Origin of the sequence: Pseudomonas sp. Leaf127, assembly GCF_001423155.1 — a bacterium.
GTDB classification, from domain to species: domain Bacteria; phylum Pseudomonadota; class Gammaproteobacteria; order Pseudomonadales; family Pseudomonadaceae; genus Aquipseudomonas; species Aquipseudomonas ovata.
Genome location: NZ_LMOA01000001.1, coordinates 415,435 through 431,110, shown reverse-complemented (window position 1 = coordinate 431,110; position 15,676 = coordinate 415,435). Strand labels below are relative to the sequence as shown.

17 protein-coding genes are annotated in these 15,676 nt (G+C 60.6%); 14 read left to right on the top strand and 3 right to left on the bottom strand.

Features of this window, described 5'->3' with window-relative positions:
* Window positions 1–32 precede the first annotated feature (32 nt).
* The 4 genes from pyrC (at window position 33) to bfr (ending at window position 2,965) form a co-directional block, all read left to right on the top strand.
* Window positions 33–1,079 carry a dihydroorotase gene (gene pyrC, locus ASF84_RS01960; RefSeq protein ID WP_056834677.1) on the top strand — a complete coding sequence of 349 codons (1,047 nt, stop codon included), beginning with the start codon at window positions 33–35 and terminating at the stop codon, window positions 1,077–1,079.
* Window positions 1,076–1,747 carry a ribonuclease T gene (gene rnt / locus ASF84_RS01955; protein WP_056834675.1) on the top strand — a complete coding sequence of 224 codons (672 nt, stop codon included), beginning with the start codon at window positions 1,076–1,078 and terminating at the stop codon, window positions 1,745–1,747. Before pyrC ends, rnt begins: the two co-directional genes overlap by 4 nt.
* 156 nt (window positions 1,748–1,903) lie before the next feature.
* Window positions 1,904–2,122, top strand: coding sequence for a bacterioferritin-associated ferredoxin (locus ASF84_RS28265; protein ID WP_082481256.1), 219 nt, complete (start codon window positions 1,904–1,906; stop codon window positions 2,120–2,122).
* Between the two features lie 372 nt (window positions 2,123–2,494).
* Window positions 2,495–2,965, top strand: a complete 471-nt coding sequence (gene bfr, locus ASF84_RS01950) for a bacterioferritin (RefSeq protein ID WP_056834672.1) — start codon at window positions 2,495–2,497, stop codon at window positions 2,963–2,965.
* A 111-nt stretch (window positions 2,966–3,076) separates the two neighbouring features.
* Here the strand turns inward: bfr and grxD are convergent, their stop codons facing one another.
* The gene (gene grxD / locus ASF84_RS01945; RefSeq protein ID WP_056834670.1) at window positions 3,077–3,415 is read right to left on the bottom strand and encodes a Grx4 family monothiol glutaredoxin; all 339 of its coding nucleotides are present in this window, start codon (window positions 3,413–3,415) and stop codon (window positions 3,077–3,079) included.
* Window positions 3,416–3,593: 178 nt separating this feature from the next.
* A complete protein-coding gene (locus tag ASF84_RS01940; RefSeq protein ID WP_056834668.1) occupies window positions 3,594–3,899 on the bottom strand; it encodes a hypothetical protein in 306 nt (101 codons plus the stop codon).
* Between the two features lie 466 nt (window positions 3,900–4,365).
* Here ASF84_RS01940 and argF point away from each other — a divergent pair, with 466 nt between their 5' ends.
* Window positions 4,366–5,283, top strand: coding sequence for an ornithine carbamoyltransferase (argF, locus tag ASF84_RS01935; RefSeq protein WP_082481254.1), 918 nt, complete (start codon window positions 4,366–4,368; stop codon window positions 5,281–5,283).
* On the top strand, window positions 5,280–6,356 hold the full coding sequence (locus ASF84_RS01930) for an ABC transporter ATP-binding protein (protein WP_056834664.1): 1,077 nt from the start codon (window positions 5,280–5,282) through the stop codon (window positions 6,354–6,356). The genes argF and ASF84_RS01930 overlap by 4 nt, the downstream gene beginning before the upstream one ends.
* 12 nt (window positions 6,357–6,368) lie before the next feature.
* Here ASF84_RS01930 and ybaK read toward each other — a convergent pair whose 3' ends face one another.
* Window positions 6,369–6,839 carry a Cys-tRNA(Pro) deacylase gene (gene ybaK / locus ASF84_RS01925; RefSeq protein WP_056834662.1) on the bottom strand — a complete coding sequence of 157 codons (471 nt, stop codon included), beginning with the start codon at window positions 6,837–6,839 and terminating at the stop codon, window positions 6,369–6,371.
* 244 nt (window positions 6,840–7,083) lie between these two features.
* On the opposite strand from ybaK, the gene ASF84_RS01920 reads away from it, so the two are divergent.
* From ASF84_RS01920 to ASF84_RS01885, 8 genes are all read left to right on the top strand, one after another.
* Complete coding sequence (locus ASF84_RS01920; RefSeq protein WP_056834658.1) at window positions 7,084–7,932, top strand: MIP/aquaporin family protein; 849 nt, start codon at window positions 7,084–7,086, stop codon at window positions 7,930–7,932.
* Window positions 7,933–7,956: 24 nt separating this feature from the next.
* Window positions 7,957–9,462 carry a glycerol kinase GlpK gene (gene glpK, locus ASF84_RS01915; RefSeq protein ID WP_056834656.1) on the top strand — a complete coding sequence of 502 codons (1,506 nt, stop codon included), beginning with the start codon at window positions 7,957–7,959 and terminating at the stop codon, window positions 9,460–9,462.
* 73 nt (window positions 9,463–9,535) lie between these two features.
* The gene (locus ASF84_RS01910; RefSeq protein ID WP_056834655.1) at window positions 9,536–10,291 is read left to right on the top strand and encodes a DeoR/GlpR family transcriptional regulator; all 756 of its coding nucleotides are present in this window, start codon (window positions 9,536–9,538) and stop codon (window positions 10,289–10,291) included.
* Between the two features lie 192 nt (window positions 10,292–10,483).
* Window positions 10,484–12,037 (top strand): glycerol-3-phosphate dehydrogenase, encoded by a 1,554-nt coding sequence (glpD, locus tag ASF84_RS01905; RefSeq protein WP_056834653.1) that lies wholly within the window; start codon window positions 10,484–10,486, stop codon window positions 12,035–12,037.
* 318 nt (window positions 12,038–12,355) lie between these two features.
* Entirely contained in the window at window positions 12,356–13,279 is a 924-nt protein-coding gene (locus ASF84_RS01900) for a glutamate/aspartate ABC transporter substrate-binding protein (RefSeq protein WP_056834652.1), read from the top strand.
* A gap of 230 nt (window positions 13,280–13,509) precedes the next feature.
* Window positions 13,510–14,256 (top strand): amino acid ABC transporter permease, encoded by a 747-nt coding sequence (locus ASF84_RS01895; protein ID WP_056834650.1) that lies wholly within the window; start codon window positions 13,510–13,512, stop codon window positions 14,254–14,256.
* A complete protein-coding gene (locus tag ASF84_RS01890; RefSeq protein WP_056835334.1) occupies window positions 14,256–14,927 on the top strand; it encodes an amino acid ABC transporter permease in 672 nt (223 codons plus the stop codon). The genes ASF84_RS01895 and ASF84_RS01890 overlap by 1 nt, the downstream gene beginning before the upstream one ends.
* Window positions 14,924–15,658 (top strand): amino acid ABC transporter ATP-binding protein, encoded by a 735-nt coding sequence (locus ASF84_RS01885; RefSeq protein ID WP_056834648.1) that lies wholly within the window; start codon window positions 14,924–14,926, stop codon window positions 15,656–15,658. The genes ASF84_RS01890 and ASF84_RS01885 overlap by 4 nt, the downstream gene beginning before the upstream one ends.
* Window positions 15,659–15,676: the final 18 nt, after the last annotated feature.

Below are 15,676 nucleotides of genomic sequence, written 5' to 3'. Positions count from 1 at the left end.
ATTCCGCGAGTTCGAACCGCCTGGAATCCCCAATGTCCGACCGCCTGACCCTATTGCGTCCCGACGACTGGCACATCCATCTCCGTGACGGAGCTGTGTTGCCTCATACCGTTGCCGACGCTGCGCGCACCTTTGGCCGCGCAATCATCATGCCCAACCTGGTGCCTCCGGTGCGCAACGCGCAACAAGCCGATGCCTACCGCCAGCGTATCCTGGCGGCACGACCTGCCGGCAGCCGCTTCGAACCCTTGATGGTGCTCTACCTCACCGACCAGACCACGGCCGAAGACATCCGCGACGCCAAGGCCAGTGGCTTTGTGCATGCGGCCAAGCTGTACCCGGCCGGCGCGACCACCAACTCCGACTCCGGCGTCACCAGCCTGGACAAGATCTACCCGGCCCTTGAAGCCATGGCCGACGTCGGCCTGCTGCTGCTGGTGCATGGCGAAGTCACCCGTGGCGAAGTCGACGTGTTCGACCGCGAGAAGCTGTTCATCGACGAGCACCTGCGCCGCGTCGTGGAGCGCTTCCCGACCCTCAAGGTGGTCTTCGAGCACATCACCACCGCTGACGCCGTGCAGTTCGTCAACGAGGCCTCAGGCAATGTGGCGGCGACCATCACCGCGCATCACTTGCTGTACAACCGCAACCACATGCTGGTCGGTGGCATTCGCCCTCATTTCTATTGCCTGCCGATCCTCAAGCGCAACACGCACCAGGTGGCGCTGCTTGACGCCGCCACCGGCGCCAGCAGCAAGTTCTTCCTGGGCACCGACTCGGCACCCCATGCCCAGCATGCCAAGGAAGCGGCCTGCGGCTGCGCCGGCTGCTACACCGCCTATGCTGCCATCGAGCTGTATGCCGAGGCGTTCGAACAGCGTAACGCCCTGGACAGGCTCGAAGGTTTTGCCAGCCTGCACGGTCCGGCTTTCTACGGTTTGCCTGCCAACCAGGACACCATCACTCTGATTCGCGACGAATGGACGGCGCCTGCCAGCCTGCCGTTTGGCGAACTGAACGTTATCCCGCTGCGCGCTGGTGAAAAACTGCGCTGGCGTGTGCTGGAGGAAAAGGCGTGAGCGACGATCATCTCGACGACGATCTGGACATTCACCATGGCGGTGGCTCGCGCCATCCGATGGCCGCGCGCTTTCGCGGCTATCTGCCGGTTGTGATCGATGTCGAAACAGGCGGCTTCAACTCGGCCACCGATGCCCTGCTGGAAATCGCAGCCGTGACCATCGGCATGGACGAAAAAGGTTTTGTGTACCCCGAGCACACCTATTTCTTTCGGGTAGAACCCTTTGAAGGCGCCAACATCGAGGCGGCTGCCCTGGAGTTCACCGGAATCAAGCTCGACCATCCGCTGCGCATGGCGGTCAGCGAAGAAACCGCGCTGACCGATATCTTTCGTGGCGTACGCAAGGCCATCAAGGCCAATGGCTGCAAGCGCGCCGTGCTGGTCGGCCACAACGCCAGCTTCGACCTGGGCTTTCTCAACGCCGCCGTGGCGCGCCTGGACATGAAACGCAACCCGTTTCATCCTTTCTCCAGCTTCGACACCGCGACCCTGGCCGGCCTGGCCTACGGCCAGACGGTGCTGGCCAAGGCCTGCCAGGCCGCCGGCATGGACTTTGACGGCCGTGAAGCCCACTCGGCCCGCTACGACACGGAAAAGACCGCCGAGCTGTTCTGCGGCATCGTCAACCGCTGGAAAGACATGGGCGGCTGGCGCGACTACGACTGATCCGGCCGGCGCACTTGCCCTGCGCAAGTGCGCCGATTCCTGATCGACGCACCACTCATCGGGCTAGCTGAATCCGGCTCAAAACAATTTTGACAAGCATTCTCATTAGCATTAGTCTCGTTCGCAACTTGCAATACACAGCGACGGTTCAAGCTTATGTACGTTTGTCTCTGCCTAGGTGTTACTGACGGTCAAATCCGCGAGTCGATTCTCGAAGGCTGCTGCAGCTATCGGGATGTTCGCCAGACCCTCGGTGTTGCGACGCAATGCGGCAAATGCGCCTGCCTTGCCAAGCAGGTCGTACGTGAAACCCTGACCGAACTGCAAACGACACAGGCGTCGCTGGCTTACCCTGCAGAATTTTCAGCAGCGTAAAGGGGGGCCTCTAAAAACGTAGGCGAGGCAGTCAGCGCAATACCTACGGCGGCCCCACAAAAACAGGCGAAAAACGGTCGGAGTCGCGGCCGACTTTACGGGTTGTAAATGAGCATTGAGCCTGTTTTCAACGCAGCGATGACAACGCAGGTAGTTTTTAGAGATACCCTAAAAGCCCCTGTTTAATGAGACCGGACCCAACGTCCGGTTTTTTTATGCCTTTAATTCAACCACTTAGCGTCAAGATGCAGAACTCAAACATTCTTATTCAGATTTAAATTCACTTATTATTCAATAACTTAGGTTTGACAGCAGTTTAGTGCCGGCTCAAACTCGCGGCTTATAGACATTAGCCTGCGGCAGGAACACGACATGAAAGGCGACATTACAGTCATCCAGCACCTCAACAAGATCCTCGGCAACGAGCTGGTCGCCATCAACCAGTACTTCCTGCATGCGCGTATGTACGACGACTGGGGCCTGACCAAAATCGGCGCGCACGAGTACCGCGAGTCGATCCAGGCCATGAAAGATGCCGACAAGATCATCAAGCGCATCCTGTTCCTTGAAGGCCTGCCCAACCTGCAGGACCTGGGCAAGATCCTGATCGGCGAGCACACCAAGGAAATGCTGGAGTGCGACCTGAAGATCGAGAACAAGGGCCTGGCCGACCTGAAAGCGGCCATTGCCCATTTCGAAACCGTGGGCGATTTCGGCAGCCGTGAACTGCTCGAGGACATCCTGGAATCCCAGGAAGAAACCATCGACTGGCTGGAAACCCAGCTGGGCCTGATCGGCAAGGTCAGCCTGGAGAACTACCTGCAGTCGCAGATGGACAGCTGATAACGCCGTCACACCCGCAGCACACTGCAGAAAGCCCCGCTCTGTTACCAGAGACGGGGCTTTCTTTTGGCTGCTACGCCTGCGGGATTCAGATCCTGCAGGCCGCCTGCATCAGGAAGCGCTGGCTTCCTGCGCTTTTTCTACAGCCTGCTTGACCAGAGGTTGCAGCTCGCCGTTCGCATGCATCTCGGCAATGATATCGCTGCCGCCGACCAGCTCGCCACCGACCCACAGTTGCGGGAAGGTCGGCCAGTTGGCGTACTTGGGCAGGTTGGCGCGGATTTCCGGGTTCTGCAGAATGTCGACATAGGCGAATTTTTCACCGCATGCCATCAATGCCTGGGAAGCCTTGGCAGAAAAACCGCACTGTGGCGCGTTGGGAGCACCTTTCATGTAAAGCAGGATCGTGTTGTTGGCAATCTGCTCTTTGATCGTTTCGATGATATCCATGAAGCACCTCGGCTGAACTTTCCGACGCTGTTGTCGGCACGGTGGCGCATTGTAACGGAAAGCCGAGCATGACGCTCGGTCTTGTACCGTGCCAAAGGCCTGCGCCTGTCGCTCTTTCATCCAGGCGAACTGTCGCACGCTCCGATGCCCACGGCGAGCAACCGTGATGCACATCGGGTCAACTGATGTCGGAAATCGTACCGATAGGCGTGACCTTGCGCTTCATCTGGATCTCGGTCACGGTTTCGATCTGCTCCTGAGCCACCGGCACACCGGTCAACTCGCCGATCAGACGCCAGTGCTCGTCCAGGCCCGCACTGATGGTTGCCATGCGATCGATCATCCTGCGCCCCGAAGCCCGGGTGACCTCATCCTCACTGCGCAGCAACTCAAAAGACATGGAGGTCATCGAGGCCGTCAAATGCGTGAGGGTGCGGGCAGTAAGTCCTAGAAGCTCCGTCAATTGGCGCTCTTTTGAGTTCATGCCGAAAAACCTCCTGTAGATCTGTATGCTTTATAACTCAGGGTTGATACTAAAGATACAAACGACTTCGTCGCCGCGTGATACACATCGCATCCGCCATGCCCAACGCTGTCGGCCGCGGCCGGCGGGCACTGCAGCGTTGTTGCAAATATTGCAAAACAATCGGGGCGCAGTGTACAAATGCTGCCTTCGACCCAGGTGACGTTGTTCAACGCCTTGTCCGATCGGGCCGGGCCGGAGACACAGGCCTGTCGGGCTTTTGGTCCAGGCCCGGCCCAGGCATCATTTGAAACAAGCCAAACCCCTTATAAATCAACGGCGCCGTTGTGTTGCTGCGACATTTTTTTATACCATCGCGCCTTCCCTAATTCGTCGTTCAATCGGCTTTCACTGCAGGTCATGACTGTTTTCTCGATATAAAACCGGTCCCGGCACCTGCGGTCTGTTGCAAAAAAGGTAATCAATGATGAGCGCCAGGCACTTTCTCTCGATGATGGATTACACCCCGGACGAACTGCTGGGCCTGATCCGTCGTGGCGTAGAGCTCAAAGACCTGCGAAATCGCGGCGTGCTTTTCGAACCCTTGAAAAACCGTGTGCTGGGCATGATTTTCGAGAAGTCCTCGACACGTACCCGTCTTTCTTTCGAGGCCGGCATGATCCAGCTGGGTGGCCAGGCCATTTTCCTGTCCCATCGCGATACGCAACTGGGTCGCGGCGAACCCATTGCCGACAGTGCCAAGGTCATGTCACGCATGCTCGATGCGGTCATGATCCGCACCTACGCCCACAGCAATCTGGTCGAGTTTGCTGCCAATTCCAGGGTGCCCGTCATCAACGGCCTGTCGGACGACCTGCATCCCTGCCAGTTGCTGGCCGACATGCAGACCTTTCTTGAGCACCGTGGCTCGATCAAGGGCAAGACCGTGGCCTGGGTCGGTGACGGCAACAACATGTGCAACAGCTATATAGAAGCCGCCATCCAGTTCGATTTCCAGTTGCGCGTTGCCTGCCCTTCCGGCTACGAGCCCAACCCTGAGTTCCTGGCACTGGCCGGCGACCGGGTCATCGTCACGCGCGACCCCAAGGCAGCCGTGGCCGGCGCCCATCTGGTCAGCACCGACGTCTGGACGTCCATGGGCCAGGAAGACGAAACCGCACGGCGCATGGCCCTGTTCGCGCCTTACCAGGTCAACCGCGAACTGCTCGACCTGGCGGCCGATGACGTCCTGTTCATGCATTGCCTGCCGGCTCACCGCGGCGAAGAAATCAGTGAAGACGTGCTCGACGACCCGCGCGCCGTGGCCTGGGACCAGGCGGAAAACCGCTTGCACGCGCAGAAGGCCCTGCTGGAATTTCTGGTCGCGCCGTCCGTGCCAGCATGAGCCAGCCGTTATTGCTGAAGCTGCACAACCTCGCGTGTGGCTATCAGAACCAGCGCGTGGTGCAGGATCTGCACCTGCACCTGAACGTGGGCGACATCGGTTGCCTGCTGGGCTCCTCGGGGTGCGGCAAGACCACCACCTTGCGCGCCATTGCAGGCTTCGAACCGGTGCACGCCGGCGAGATCCGCCTGGGCGGCGAAGTGATCTCGCGCCCGGGCTTTACCCTGGCACCGGAAAAGCGCCGAATCGGCATGGTTTTTCAGGACTATGCACTGTTCCCGCACCTGACCGTGGCGCAGAACATCGGCTTTGGTATTCGCCGTCACCCGCGCCAGGCCACGGTGGTCGATGAACTGCTGGAGCTGGTCAACCTGTCCGGCCTGGGCAAACGCTACCCGCATGAACTGTCTGGTGGCCAGCAGCAACGCGTGGCCCTGGCCCGTGCCCTGGCACCTGAACCCCAACTGCTGCTGCTCGACGAGCCGTTTTCCAACCTGGATGTGGAGCTGCGCAAACGCCTGAGCCATGAGGTGCGCAGCATTCTCAAGGCCCGTGGCACCAGCGCGATCCTGGTCACCCATGACCAGGAAGAAGCCTTTGCTGTCAGTGACCACATCGGTGTGTTCAAGGAAGGACGGCTGGAGCAGTGGGATACGCCCTACAACCTCTATCACGAACCCCTGACGCCTTATGTCGCCAGCTTCATAGGACAGGGTTATTTCATTCGCGGCCAGTTGCTCGACCATGAATCAATCAGCACCGAACTGGGGGTACTGCGCGGCAATCGTGCCTACCCCGGCGCGCCAGGCAGTGCGGTGGATGTCCTGCTACGCCCGGATGACATCGTCCATGCCCCAGGCAGTCCGCTCAAGGCGCGAGTGACCGGCCGCACCTTCCAGGGCGCCTCCACCCTTTACAGCCTGCAACTGGCCACCGGCAGCCCGCTTGAAGCCCTGTTCCCCAGCCACATCGATCGTATGCCCGGCGATGAAGTCGGCATTCGCGTGGAGGCCGAACACCTGGTGGCCTTCGCCACGGCCGGCAGCGTGGCGACCCACAGTGCCAAGCTGTAAGAGCCTGCCCGGCTAGCCGCGGCCAATCGCGGCAAAGCGGGCGGCGGTCTGTTTCGCCAGCGCAGCGGCAGGCAACTCCACTTCCAGCCCGCGCCGTCCGGCACTGACGAAAATCGTTTCGAACGGCTCGGCGCTCTGGTCGATAAAAGTACGCAAACGCTTCTTCTGACCCAGCGGACTGATGCCACCCAACAGATACCCGGTGCTGCGTTGCGCCGCGGCAGGATCGGCCATCTCGGCCTTTTTCACCCCGGCTGCCTGAGCCAGGGCCTTGAGGTCCAGCGTGCCGGTCACCGGCACCACCGCGACCAGCAACTCGCCCTTCTCGCTGCTGGCCAGCAAGGTCTTGAACACCCGCGCCGCTTCCAGCCCCAGCTTCTCGACGGCTTCAAGACCATAGGAGGCCGCCTTGGGGTCATGTTCGTAGCTGTGGACGCGATGCTCGATACGGTTTTTCTTCAACAGATCCAGGGCAGGTGTCATGCGGGCACTCCATGGCGGACAGGGCGGTCGCCACTTTAAGCGAAAAACCGGGCCGCTGCTGCCACTCTGTAACCAGAAATTTCCCACATCAAAAGTAGACCGCCATGAAGCGCGGCCCGGCCTGACACGGACTATGGTTCAGGTTCGAGCAGCAAGTGCTCGTTTTCGAACACGCCCGGACATAGGCGGTATCCAGACTTTTGCCTCTTCAGCAAAGAGGCCATAACAATAAAACGAGGTTTGCATGAAACTCCCGCTCGACACGCCCACCCTCACCGGCCAATGCACGGCCGAATTTCTCGGCACGGCCCTGATGATCTTCTTCGGCACCGGTTGCGTGGCCGCACTCAAGGTGGGAGGCGCCAGCCTCGGGCTGTGGGAAATCAGCCTGATCTGGGGCATGGCCGTAAGCCTGGCCATCTACCTGAGCGCCGGCATTTCGGGCGCGCACCTGAACCCCGCCGTCAGCATTGCCCTTTGCCTGTTTGCCGGCTTCGAGCGCCGGAAACTGCCTTTTTATATCGTGGCCCAAACGGGCGGCGCACTGTGCGGCGCCAGCCTGGTCTATCTGCTGTATCACGGTCTGATCGTCGACTTCGAACAGGCTCGCCTGATACTGCGCGGCAGCCCTGAGAGCCTGGAGCTGGCGGCGATATTTGCCACCTACCCGCATGCCTCGATCTCGGTGGAACAGGCGTTCATGGTCGAGGTGATCATCACCGCCGTATTGATGGGCGTGATCATGGCCCTGATCGACGACCGCAATGGCCTGCCACGCGGAGCCCTGGCCCCCCTGCTGATCGGCGTACTGATTGCAGTGATCGGCAGCGCCATGGGACCGCTGACCGGCTTTGCCATGAACCCGGCACGCGATTTCGGGCCGCGCCTGATGACGTTTCTGGCTGGCTGGGGCAATGGCGTCTTCAGCGGCGGACGTGACCTGCCGTACTTCCTGGTACCGCTGCTCGCACCGATTCTCGGTGCCTGCCTGGGCGCTGCCGGGTATCGTCTGCTCATTGCCCGTCACCTGCCCGGCGGCCACGCACCGGCAGGCCGTGAAAAACCGGGCAGCAACACCCAGTCCTGTTCCTGACATCCGACCTCCAGGCCCCTCGACATGACCGACGTACACGACAAGCACTACATCCTTGCCCTGGACCAGGGCACGACCAGCTCACGCGCCATCGTTTTCGACCGTGATGCCAATGTGATCAGTACCGCCCAGAGCGAATTCACCCAGCATTACCCGCAAGCCGGCTGGGTCGAACATGACCCCATGGAAATCTTTGCCACCCAGAGTGCCTGCATGACCCAGGCCCTGGCCCAGGCCAACCTGCACCACGACCAGATTGCCGCGATCGGGATCACCAACCAGCGCGAAACGACGCTGGTCTGGGAAAAGAGCAGCGGCCGCCCCATTCACAACGCCATCGTCTGGCAATGCCGGCGCAGTACGCCCATCTGCCAGCAACTCAAGCAGCAAGGCCTGGAAGATTACATCCGGCAGACCACCGGGCTGGTCATCGACCCTTACTTTTCCGGTACCAAGCTCAAGTGGATCCTGGACAATGTGCCAGGCAGCCGCGAGCGCGCACAAAAGGGCGAACTGCTGTTCGGCACCGTCGACACCTGGCTGATCTGGAAACTCACCGCAGGCCGTGTGCATGTCACCGACTACACCAATGCCTCGCGCACCCTGCTGTTCAATATTCATGACCTGCAGTGGGACGCGCGCATGCTTGAGGTGCTGGACATTCCGCGCCAGATGCTGCCCGAGGTCAGAAGCTCCAGCGAAGTGTATGGCCACAGCGAAAGCGGTATCCCGATTGCCGGTATCGCCGGCGACCAGCAGGCGGCGCTGTTCGGCCAGATGTGCGTCGAACCGGGCCAGGCCAAGAACACCTACGGCACCGGCTGTTTTTTGCTGATGAACACCGGCAGCCAGCCTGTCCAGTCAGTCCACGGCCTGCTGACCACCCTCGCCTGCGGCCCCCGGGGCGAGGTGGCCTATGCCCTGGAGGGCGCGGTGTTCAATGGTGGCGCCACGGTGCAGTGGCTGCGCGACGAACTGAAAGTGGTCAATGACGCACTGGACACCGAGTACTTCGCCAGCAAGGTGAAGGACAGCAACGGGGTGTATCTGGTCCCCGCCTTCACCGGCCTGGGCGCCCCCTATTGGGACCCGTATGCCAGGGGCGCGCTGTTCGGCCTGACCCGCGGCGTGAAGATCGACCACATCATCCGCGCGACCCTGGAATCGATCGCCTTCCAGACCCGCGACGTGCTCGACGCCATGCAAAAGGATGCCGGCCATCGCCTGACCTCACTGCGGGTCGACGGCGGTGCTGTGGCCAACAATTTTCTCATGCAGTTCCAGGCTGACATTCTCGGCACACGCGTCGAACGCCCACACATGCGTGAAACCACCGCGCTGGGGGCTGCATTCCTGGCCGGCCTGGCCACCGGTTTCTGGAGCAGCCTGGACGAGTTGCGCGACAAGAGCGGTATCGAGCGGGTGTTCGAGCCACACCTGGACACGGCACAAAGGGAACATCACTACGCCGGCTGGCAGAAAGCCGTAGAACGTACCCGCGACTGGGCACCCCACGACGAGGTGCCCTGAACCGTGGCATGACAGGCGAGGCAGGGCTGGGTCATGATGGACGCCATTTATCACAGGCGTCCCAAGGAACCCCATGAACCTGCCACCTCGTCAGAAACAGCTCCTGGAGCGGGTCCGTGAACGCGGCTATGTCAGCATCGAGGAAATGGCCATCTGGTTTGACGTAACGCCCCAGACGATCCGCCGCGACATCAATCAGCTGGCACAGATGAACCTGCTGCGCCGCTATCACGGTGGCGCCGCCCATGATTCAAGTGTCGAGAATACCGCCTACACGATGCGCGCCGACCAGATGCGCGAAGAAAAGCAGCGTATCGCCGCCGTGGTCGCCGCACAGGTACCGGACAACGCCTCGCTGTTCATCAATATCGGCACCACCACGGAGGCCATCGCGCATGCCCTGCTGGGGCACAGCAACCTGAAGATCATCACCAACAACCTGCATGTGGCGTCAACGCTCAGCACCAGGGAGGACTTCGACGTGCTGCTGGCCGGCGGCAACGTACGCCGCGACGGGGGCGTGGTGGGCCAGGCCTGTGTGGACTTCATCAGCCAGTTCAAGGTCGACTTTGCCTTGGTCGGCATCAGCGGCATCGACGAAGACGGCAGCCTGCTCGATTTCGACTACCAGGAAGTGCGTGCCTCGCAGGCCATCATCAGCAACGCACGCCAGGTCATCCTCGCGGCTGACTCCAGCAAGTTCGGACGCAATGCCATGGTTCGCCTGGGACCGATCAGCCTGATCGACTGCCTGGTCACCGACCAGACGCCTTTGCCTGCGCTGCAACACTTGCTGGCCCAGAAGAAAATCCGCCTCGAAATCGCCTGAACAGAGGCCTGCCCGCCGTTCACACTTCACGCATACAACACATGACAGCCGCCATTGATCAGCCCCGTCTGGCGGTTCATACAACCGTCATTGGTTTTCCATCAGACTGTGGTCTATTATTTTCGAAAGTGAACATTTAATGTTCATATGAACATTCATGAGGCGCCATGGGCTTGGGCAGGGGATTCTTCGATGTCGACGACGCATGCACCGGTTTCATCCGGCATCTACGATCTGGTGGTCATCGGTGGTGGCATCAACGGCACCGGGATTGCCGCCGACGCCAGTGGCCGTGGCTTGTCGGTGTTGCTGTGCGAGCAGGACGACCTGGCCAGCCATACCTCATCGGCCAGCAGCAAGCTGATCCACGGCGGCTTGCGCTATCTGGAGCATTACGAGTTCCGCCTGGTGCGCGAAGCGCTGGCCGAGCGTGAAGTGTTGCTGGCCAAGGCGCCGCATATCGTCAAACCGATGCGCTTCGTGCTGCCTCATCGCCCTCACCTGCGACCGGCGTGGATGATCCGCGCCGGGATGTTTCTTTACGATCATCTGGGCAAACGCGAAAAACTGCCGGCCTCGCGCCGGGTCCGCTTCGGTGCAGGCAGCCCGCTCAAGCCAGCCATCACCGAAGGTTTCGAATACTCGGACTGCTGGGTCGATGACGCCCGGCTGGTCGTGCTCAACGCCATGGCGGCCCGGGACAACGGCGCGCATATCCATACCCGTACGCGGTGCCTGAATGCCAGGCGGATCGAAGGTCTGTGGCAAGTCGACCTGCAAGGTCCCAACGGCCAGGTGTTCTCGGTTCGCACCAGAGCACTGGTCAATGCCGCAGGGCCATGGGTGGCCACCTTGCTGCGCGATGACTTCAAGCAGACTTCGCCCTACGGCATTCGCCTGATCCAGGGCAGCCATTTGATCGTGCCGAAACTCTACGAAGGCGATAACGCCTTTATCCTGCAGAACGAAGACAAACGCATCGTCTTTACCATTCCCTACCTGGAACAGTTCACCCTGGTCGGCACCACCGATCAGGAGTACCAGGGCGACCGCGCTGACGTGAAGATCACGGAACGCGAGCGGGACTACATCCTCAAGGTGGCCAATGACCACTTCAACCGGCAACTGACGCCTGACGACATCCTGCACACCTATTCGGGCGTGCGTCCGCTGTGCAATGACGAGTCTGACAACCCTTCGGCCATCACCCGCGACTACACGTTGTCACTCAATGGCGAACGTGATGAGGCGCCGATTCTCTCGGTGTTCGGCGGCAAGCTGACGACCTATCGCAAACTGGCCGAGTCCGCGATGGACTTGCTGGCCGTGCAGTTTCCAGCCATGAAACCGGCCTGGACGGCCCTTGCGCCGTTACCTGGTGGCGAAGGCACTGTAGAGGCCCACGAACTGATCGCCCGCTACAACTGGCTGCCTGCCCAGGTGGCCGGCCGCTGGGTGCGCACCTACGGCACACGCAGCTGGCAATTGCTCGATGGCGCCCAGAGCCTGGCAGATCTTGGCATGCATTTCGGTGCCGGCCTGTATGCGCGAGAAGTGGAGTACCTGTGCGAGCACGAATGGGCCGTACAAGCCCAGGACATTCTCTGGCGGCGGACCAAGCTGGGGCTGTTTACCAGCACTGAGCAACAGGAGGCGTTGCAGGCCTGGCTGCGGGATCGCAGTGCACGCGCACAGGATGTAATCGAAAACGTCATGCGCCTGCGCCCGGCGCTTGCAAAAGCCTGACCCCCCTGTGGACCTCCTCACGCCCCTGGCCCCTTCACGCGCAGGCTGAAGCATTCGGATTTCCGAACGCCTGTGCGCTCCAGATTCGGCTTACCGGACGCCAGGTCCGCGTCCCGACGCTGAAATAATAATTTAATCCCTTTTAAATCAACGACATAACCATAACGACCGATGTGGCACGAGTCATGCTCTACACTCATGACCGACCGCTTCAACACCCAAGGCGTGTGTCTGGCAAAGGCGCCGTTGAAGCATTCGTCACTTGTGGGCTGACAACAGATTGGCCACCCGAATAAAAATGAAGTCGAGGATTCACCGATGCGTATCGTTCCCAAGTTGTTAGGCGCAGCCATCGCTGCCGCTCTGATCAGCACTCCGGCCTTCGCTGCCGAACTGACCGGCACACTGAAGAAAATCAAGGACTCCGGCACCATTACCCTCGGCCACCGTGACGCGTCGATTCCGTTCTCGTACATTGCTGACGCTTCCGGCAAGCCGGTCGGCTATTCCCATGACATCCAGGTGGCCGTCGTCGAGGCGCTCAAGAAGCAACTGGACGCGCCGGGCCTGACCGCTCGCTACAACCTGGTCACCTCCCAGACCCGTATCCCGCTGGTGCAGAACGGCACCGTGGACCTGGAGTGCGGCTCGACCACCAACAACGCCGAACGCGGCCAACAGGTCGATTTCTCGGTGGGTATCTTCGAGATCGGTACGCGCCTGCTGACCAAGGTCAAGGATGGCCAGCCAGCCTACAAGGACTTTGAAGACCTCAAGGGCAAGAACGTGGTGACCACCGCCGGCACCACCTCCGAGCGCATCCTGAAGGCCATGAACGCCGACAAGCAGATGGGCATGAACATCATCTCGGCCAAGGACCACGGCGAGTCCTTCCAGATGCTCGAATCGGGTCGTGCCGTTGCGTTCATGATGGACGACGCCCTGCTGGCCGGTGAAATGGCCAAGGCCAAGAAGCCTGCCGACTGGGTCGTGACCGGCACACCACAGTCCTATGAAATCTACGGCTGCATGGTGCGCAAGGGCGATGAGTCCTTCAAGAAAGCCGTCGATGACGCCATCGTCGCGGTGTACAAGTCCGGCGAGATCAACAAGATCTACAACAAGTGGTTCCAGTCGCCGATCCCGCCTAAAGACCTGAACCTGAACTTCCCGATGAGCGACGAGCTGAAAAAGCTGATCGCAGAACCGACCGACAAGCCGGCTGAAGCCAAGCAGGGCTGATCCGCAACGGTCTGCCCGGGGTGCCTGCACGGTGTCCCGGGCGCATTTGACCCACACGCAACAGATGCTTTACGAAAAGTGGCGATGTCACTTTTCGTAAAGCGTCTGGCAAACGATCCAACGCCCGGGCGGAGCCCCTGGCGGGTTTGACGTAGACGCAAGCCTGAAAGGATTCGAGCCATGCGCAGGCGTGCATTTCGATCGATACCGAACAAGAGGGGTAGACCCTGATGAATTACAACTGGGACTGGACTGTGTTCTTCAAGTCCACCGGTGTCGGCGACGAGACCTACCTGGACTGGTACATTTCCGGGCTGGGCTGGACCATCGCCATCGCCCTGGTGGCCTGGCTGGTGGCACTGGTGCTGGGCTCGCTGCTGGGCATCATGCGCACGGTGCCCAACCGTGTGGTGTCGGGCATCGCCACCGCCTACGTGGAAATCTTCCGTAACGTGCCGCTGCTGGTGCAATTGTTCCTCTGGTACTTCCTGGTGCCCGACCTGCTGCCCGAAGGCCTGCAGGAGTGGTACAAGCAGGACCTGAACCCGACCACCTCGGCGTTTCTCAGCGTGGTGGTATGCCTGGGCCTGTTCACCGCGGCGCGAGTCTGCGAGCAGGTGCGTACCGGTATCGAAGCCTTGCCACGCGGCCAGGAATCGGCGGCCCGCGCCATGGGTTTCAGCCTGTCGCAGATCTACTGGAACGTGCTGCTGCCGCAAGCCTACCGGATCATCATTCCGCCGCTGACCTCGGAATTTCTGAACGTGTTCAAGAACTCCTCGGTGGCGTCCCTGATCGGCCTGATGGAGCTGCTGGCGCAGACCAAGCAGACAGCCGAGTTCTCGGCGAACCTGTTCGAGGCCTTTACCTTGGCAACACTGATCTACTTCACCCTGAACATGGGCCTGATGCTGCTCATGCGTGTCATCGAGAAGAAGGTGGCGGTGCCCGGCCTGATCTCCGTAGGGGGTAAATGATGGACTTCGACTTCACTGGAATCATCCCTGCCCTGCCGGGCCTGTGGAACGGCATGGTCATGACCCTGAAGCTGATGGTCATGGGCGTGGTCGGCGGTATCGTGCTGGGCACGATACTGGCGCTGATGCGCCTGTCGCCGAGCAAGCTGCTGGCCAACATCGCCGGTGCCTACGTCAACTACTTCCGCTCCATCCCGCTGCTGCTGGTGATCACCTGGTTCTACCTGGCGGTGCCGTTCGTGCTGCGCTGGATCACCGGCGAAGACACGCCGATCGGGGCGTTCACCTCCTGTGTCGTGGCGTTCATGATGTTCGAGGCGGCGTACTTCTGTGAAATCGTCCGTGCCGGTGTGCAGTCGATTTCCAAGGGCCAGATGGGCGCTGCCAAGGCCCTGGGCATGACCTACGGTCAGATGATGCGCCTGATCATCCTGCCCCAGGCCTTTCGCAAGATGACGCCCCTGCTGTTGCAGCAAAGCATCATCCTGTTCCAGGACACTTCGCTGGTCTACACCGTGGGCCTGGTCGACTTCCTCAATGCCTCGCGTGCCAGCGGCGACATCATTGGCCGTTCCAATGAATTCCTGATCTTCGCCGGTCTTGTGTACTTCACGATCAGCTTCGCCGCCTCGCGCCTGGTGAAGCACCTGCAAAAAAGGTTCGCCGTATGATTTCCATTAAAAACGTCAACAAGTGGTATGGGGACTTCCAGGTACTGACCGATTGCACCACCGAGGTCAGCAAGGGCGAAGTGGTCGTGGTCTGCGGTCCGTCCGGCTCGGGCAAGTCGACGCTGATCAAGTGCGTCAACGCCCTGGAACCGTTCCAGAAGGGCGACATCGTCGTCGACGGCACCTCGATCTCCGACCCCAAGACCAACCTGCCCAAGCTGCGTTCGCGCGTGGGCATGGTGTTCCAGCACTTCGAGCTGTTCCCGCACCTGTCGATCGTCGAGAACCTGACCATCGCCCAGATCAAGGTGCTGGGCCGCAGCAAGGCCGAAGCCACCGAAAAGGGCCTGCAACTGCTGGAACGTGTCGGCCTGTCGGCACATGCCAACAAGCATCCCGGCCAGCTTTCCGGCGGTCAGCAGCAACGCGTGGCCATCGCCCGCGCCCTGGCCATGGACCCGATCGTCATGCTGTTCGACGAACCGACCTCGGCACTGGACCCGGAGATGGTCAACGAAGTGCTCGACGTCATGGTGCAACTGGCCCATGAAGGCATGACCATGATGTGCGTGACCCACGAAATGGGCTTTGCCCGCAAAGTGGCCAACCGCGTCATCTTCATGGACAAGGGGCAGATCATCGAAGACTGCGCCAAGGAAGAGTTCTTCGACGACGTCACGGCGCGCTCCGAACGCGCCCAGCAGTTCCTCGCCAAGATCCTGCAGCACTAAGTCGACCGGCTGCCCGTG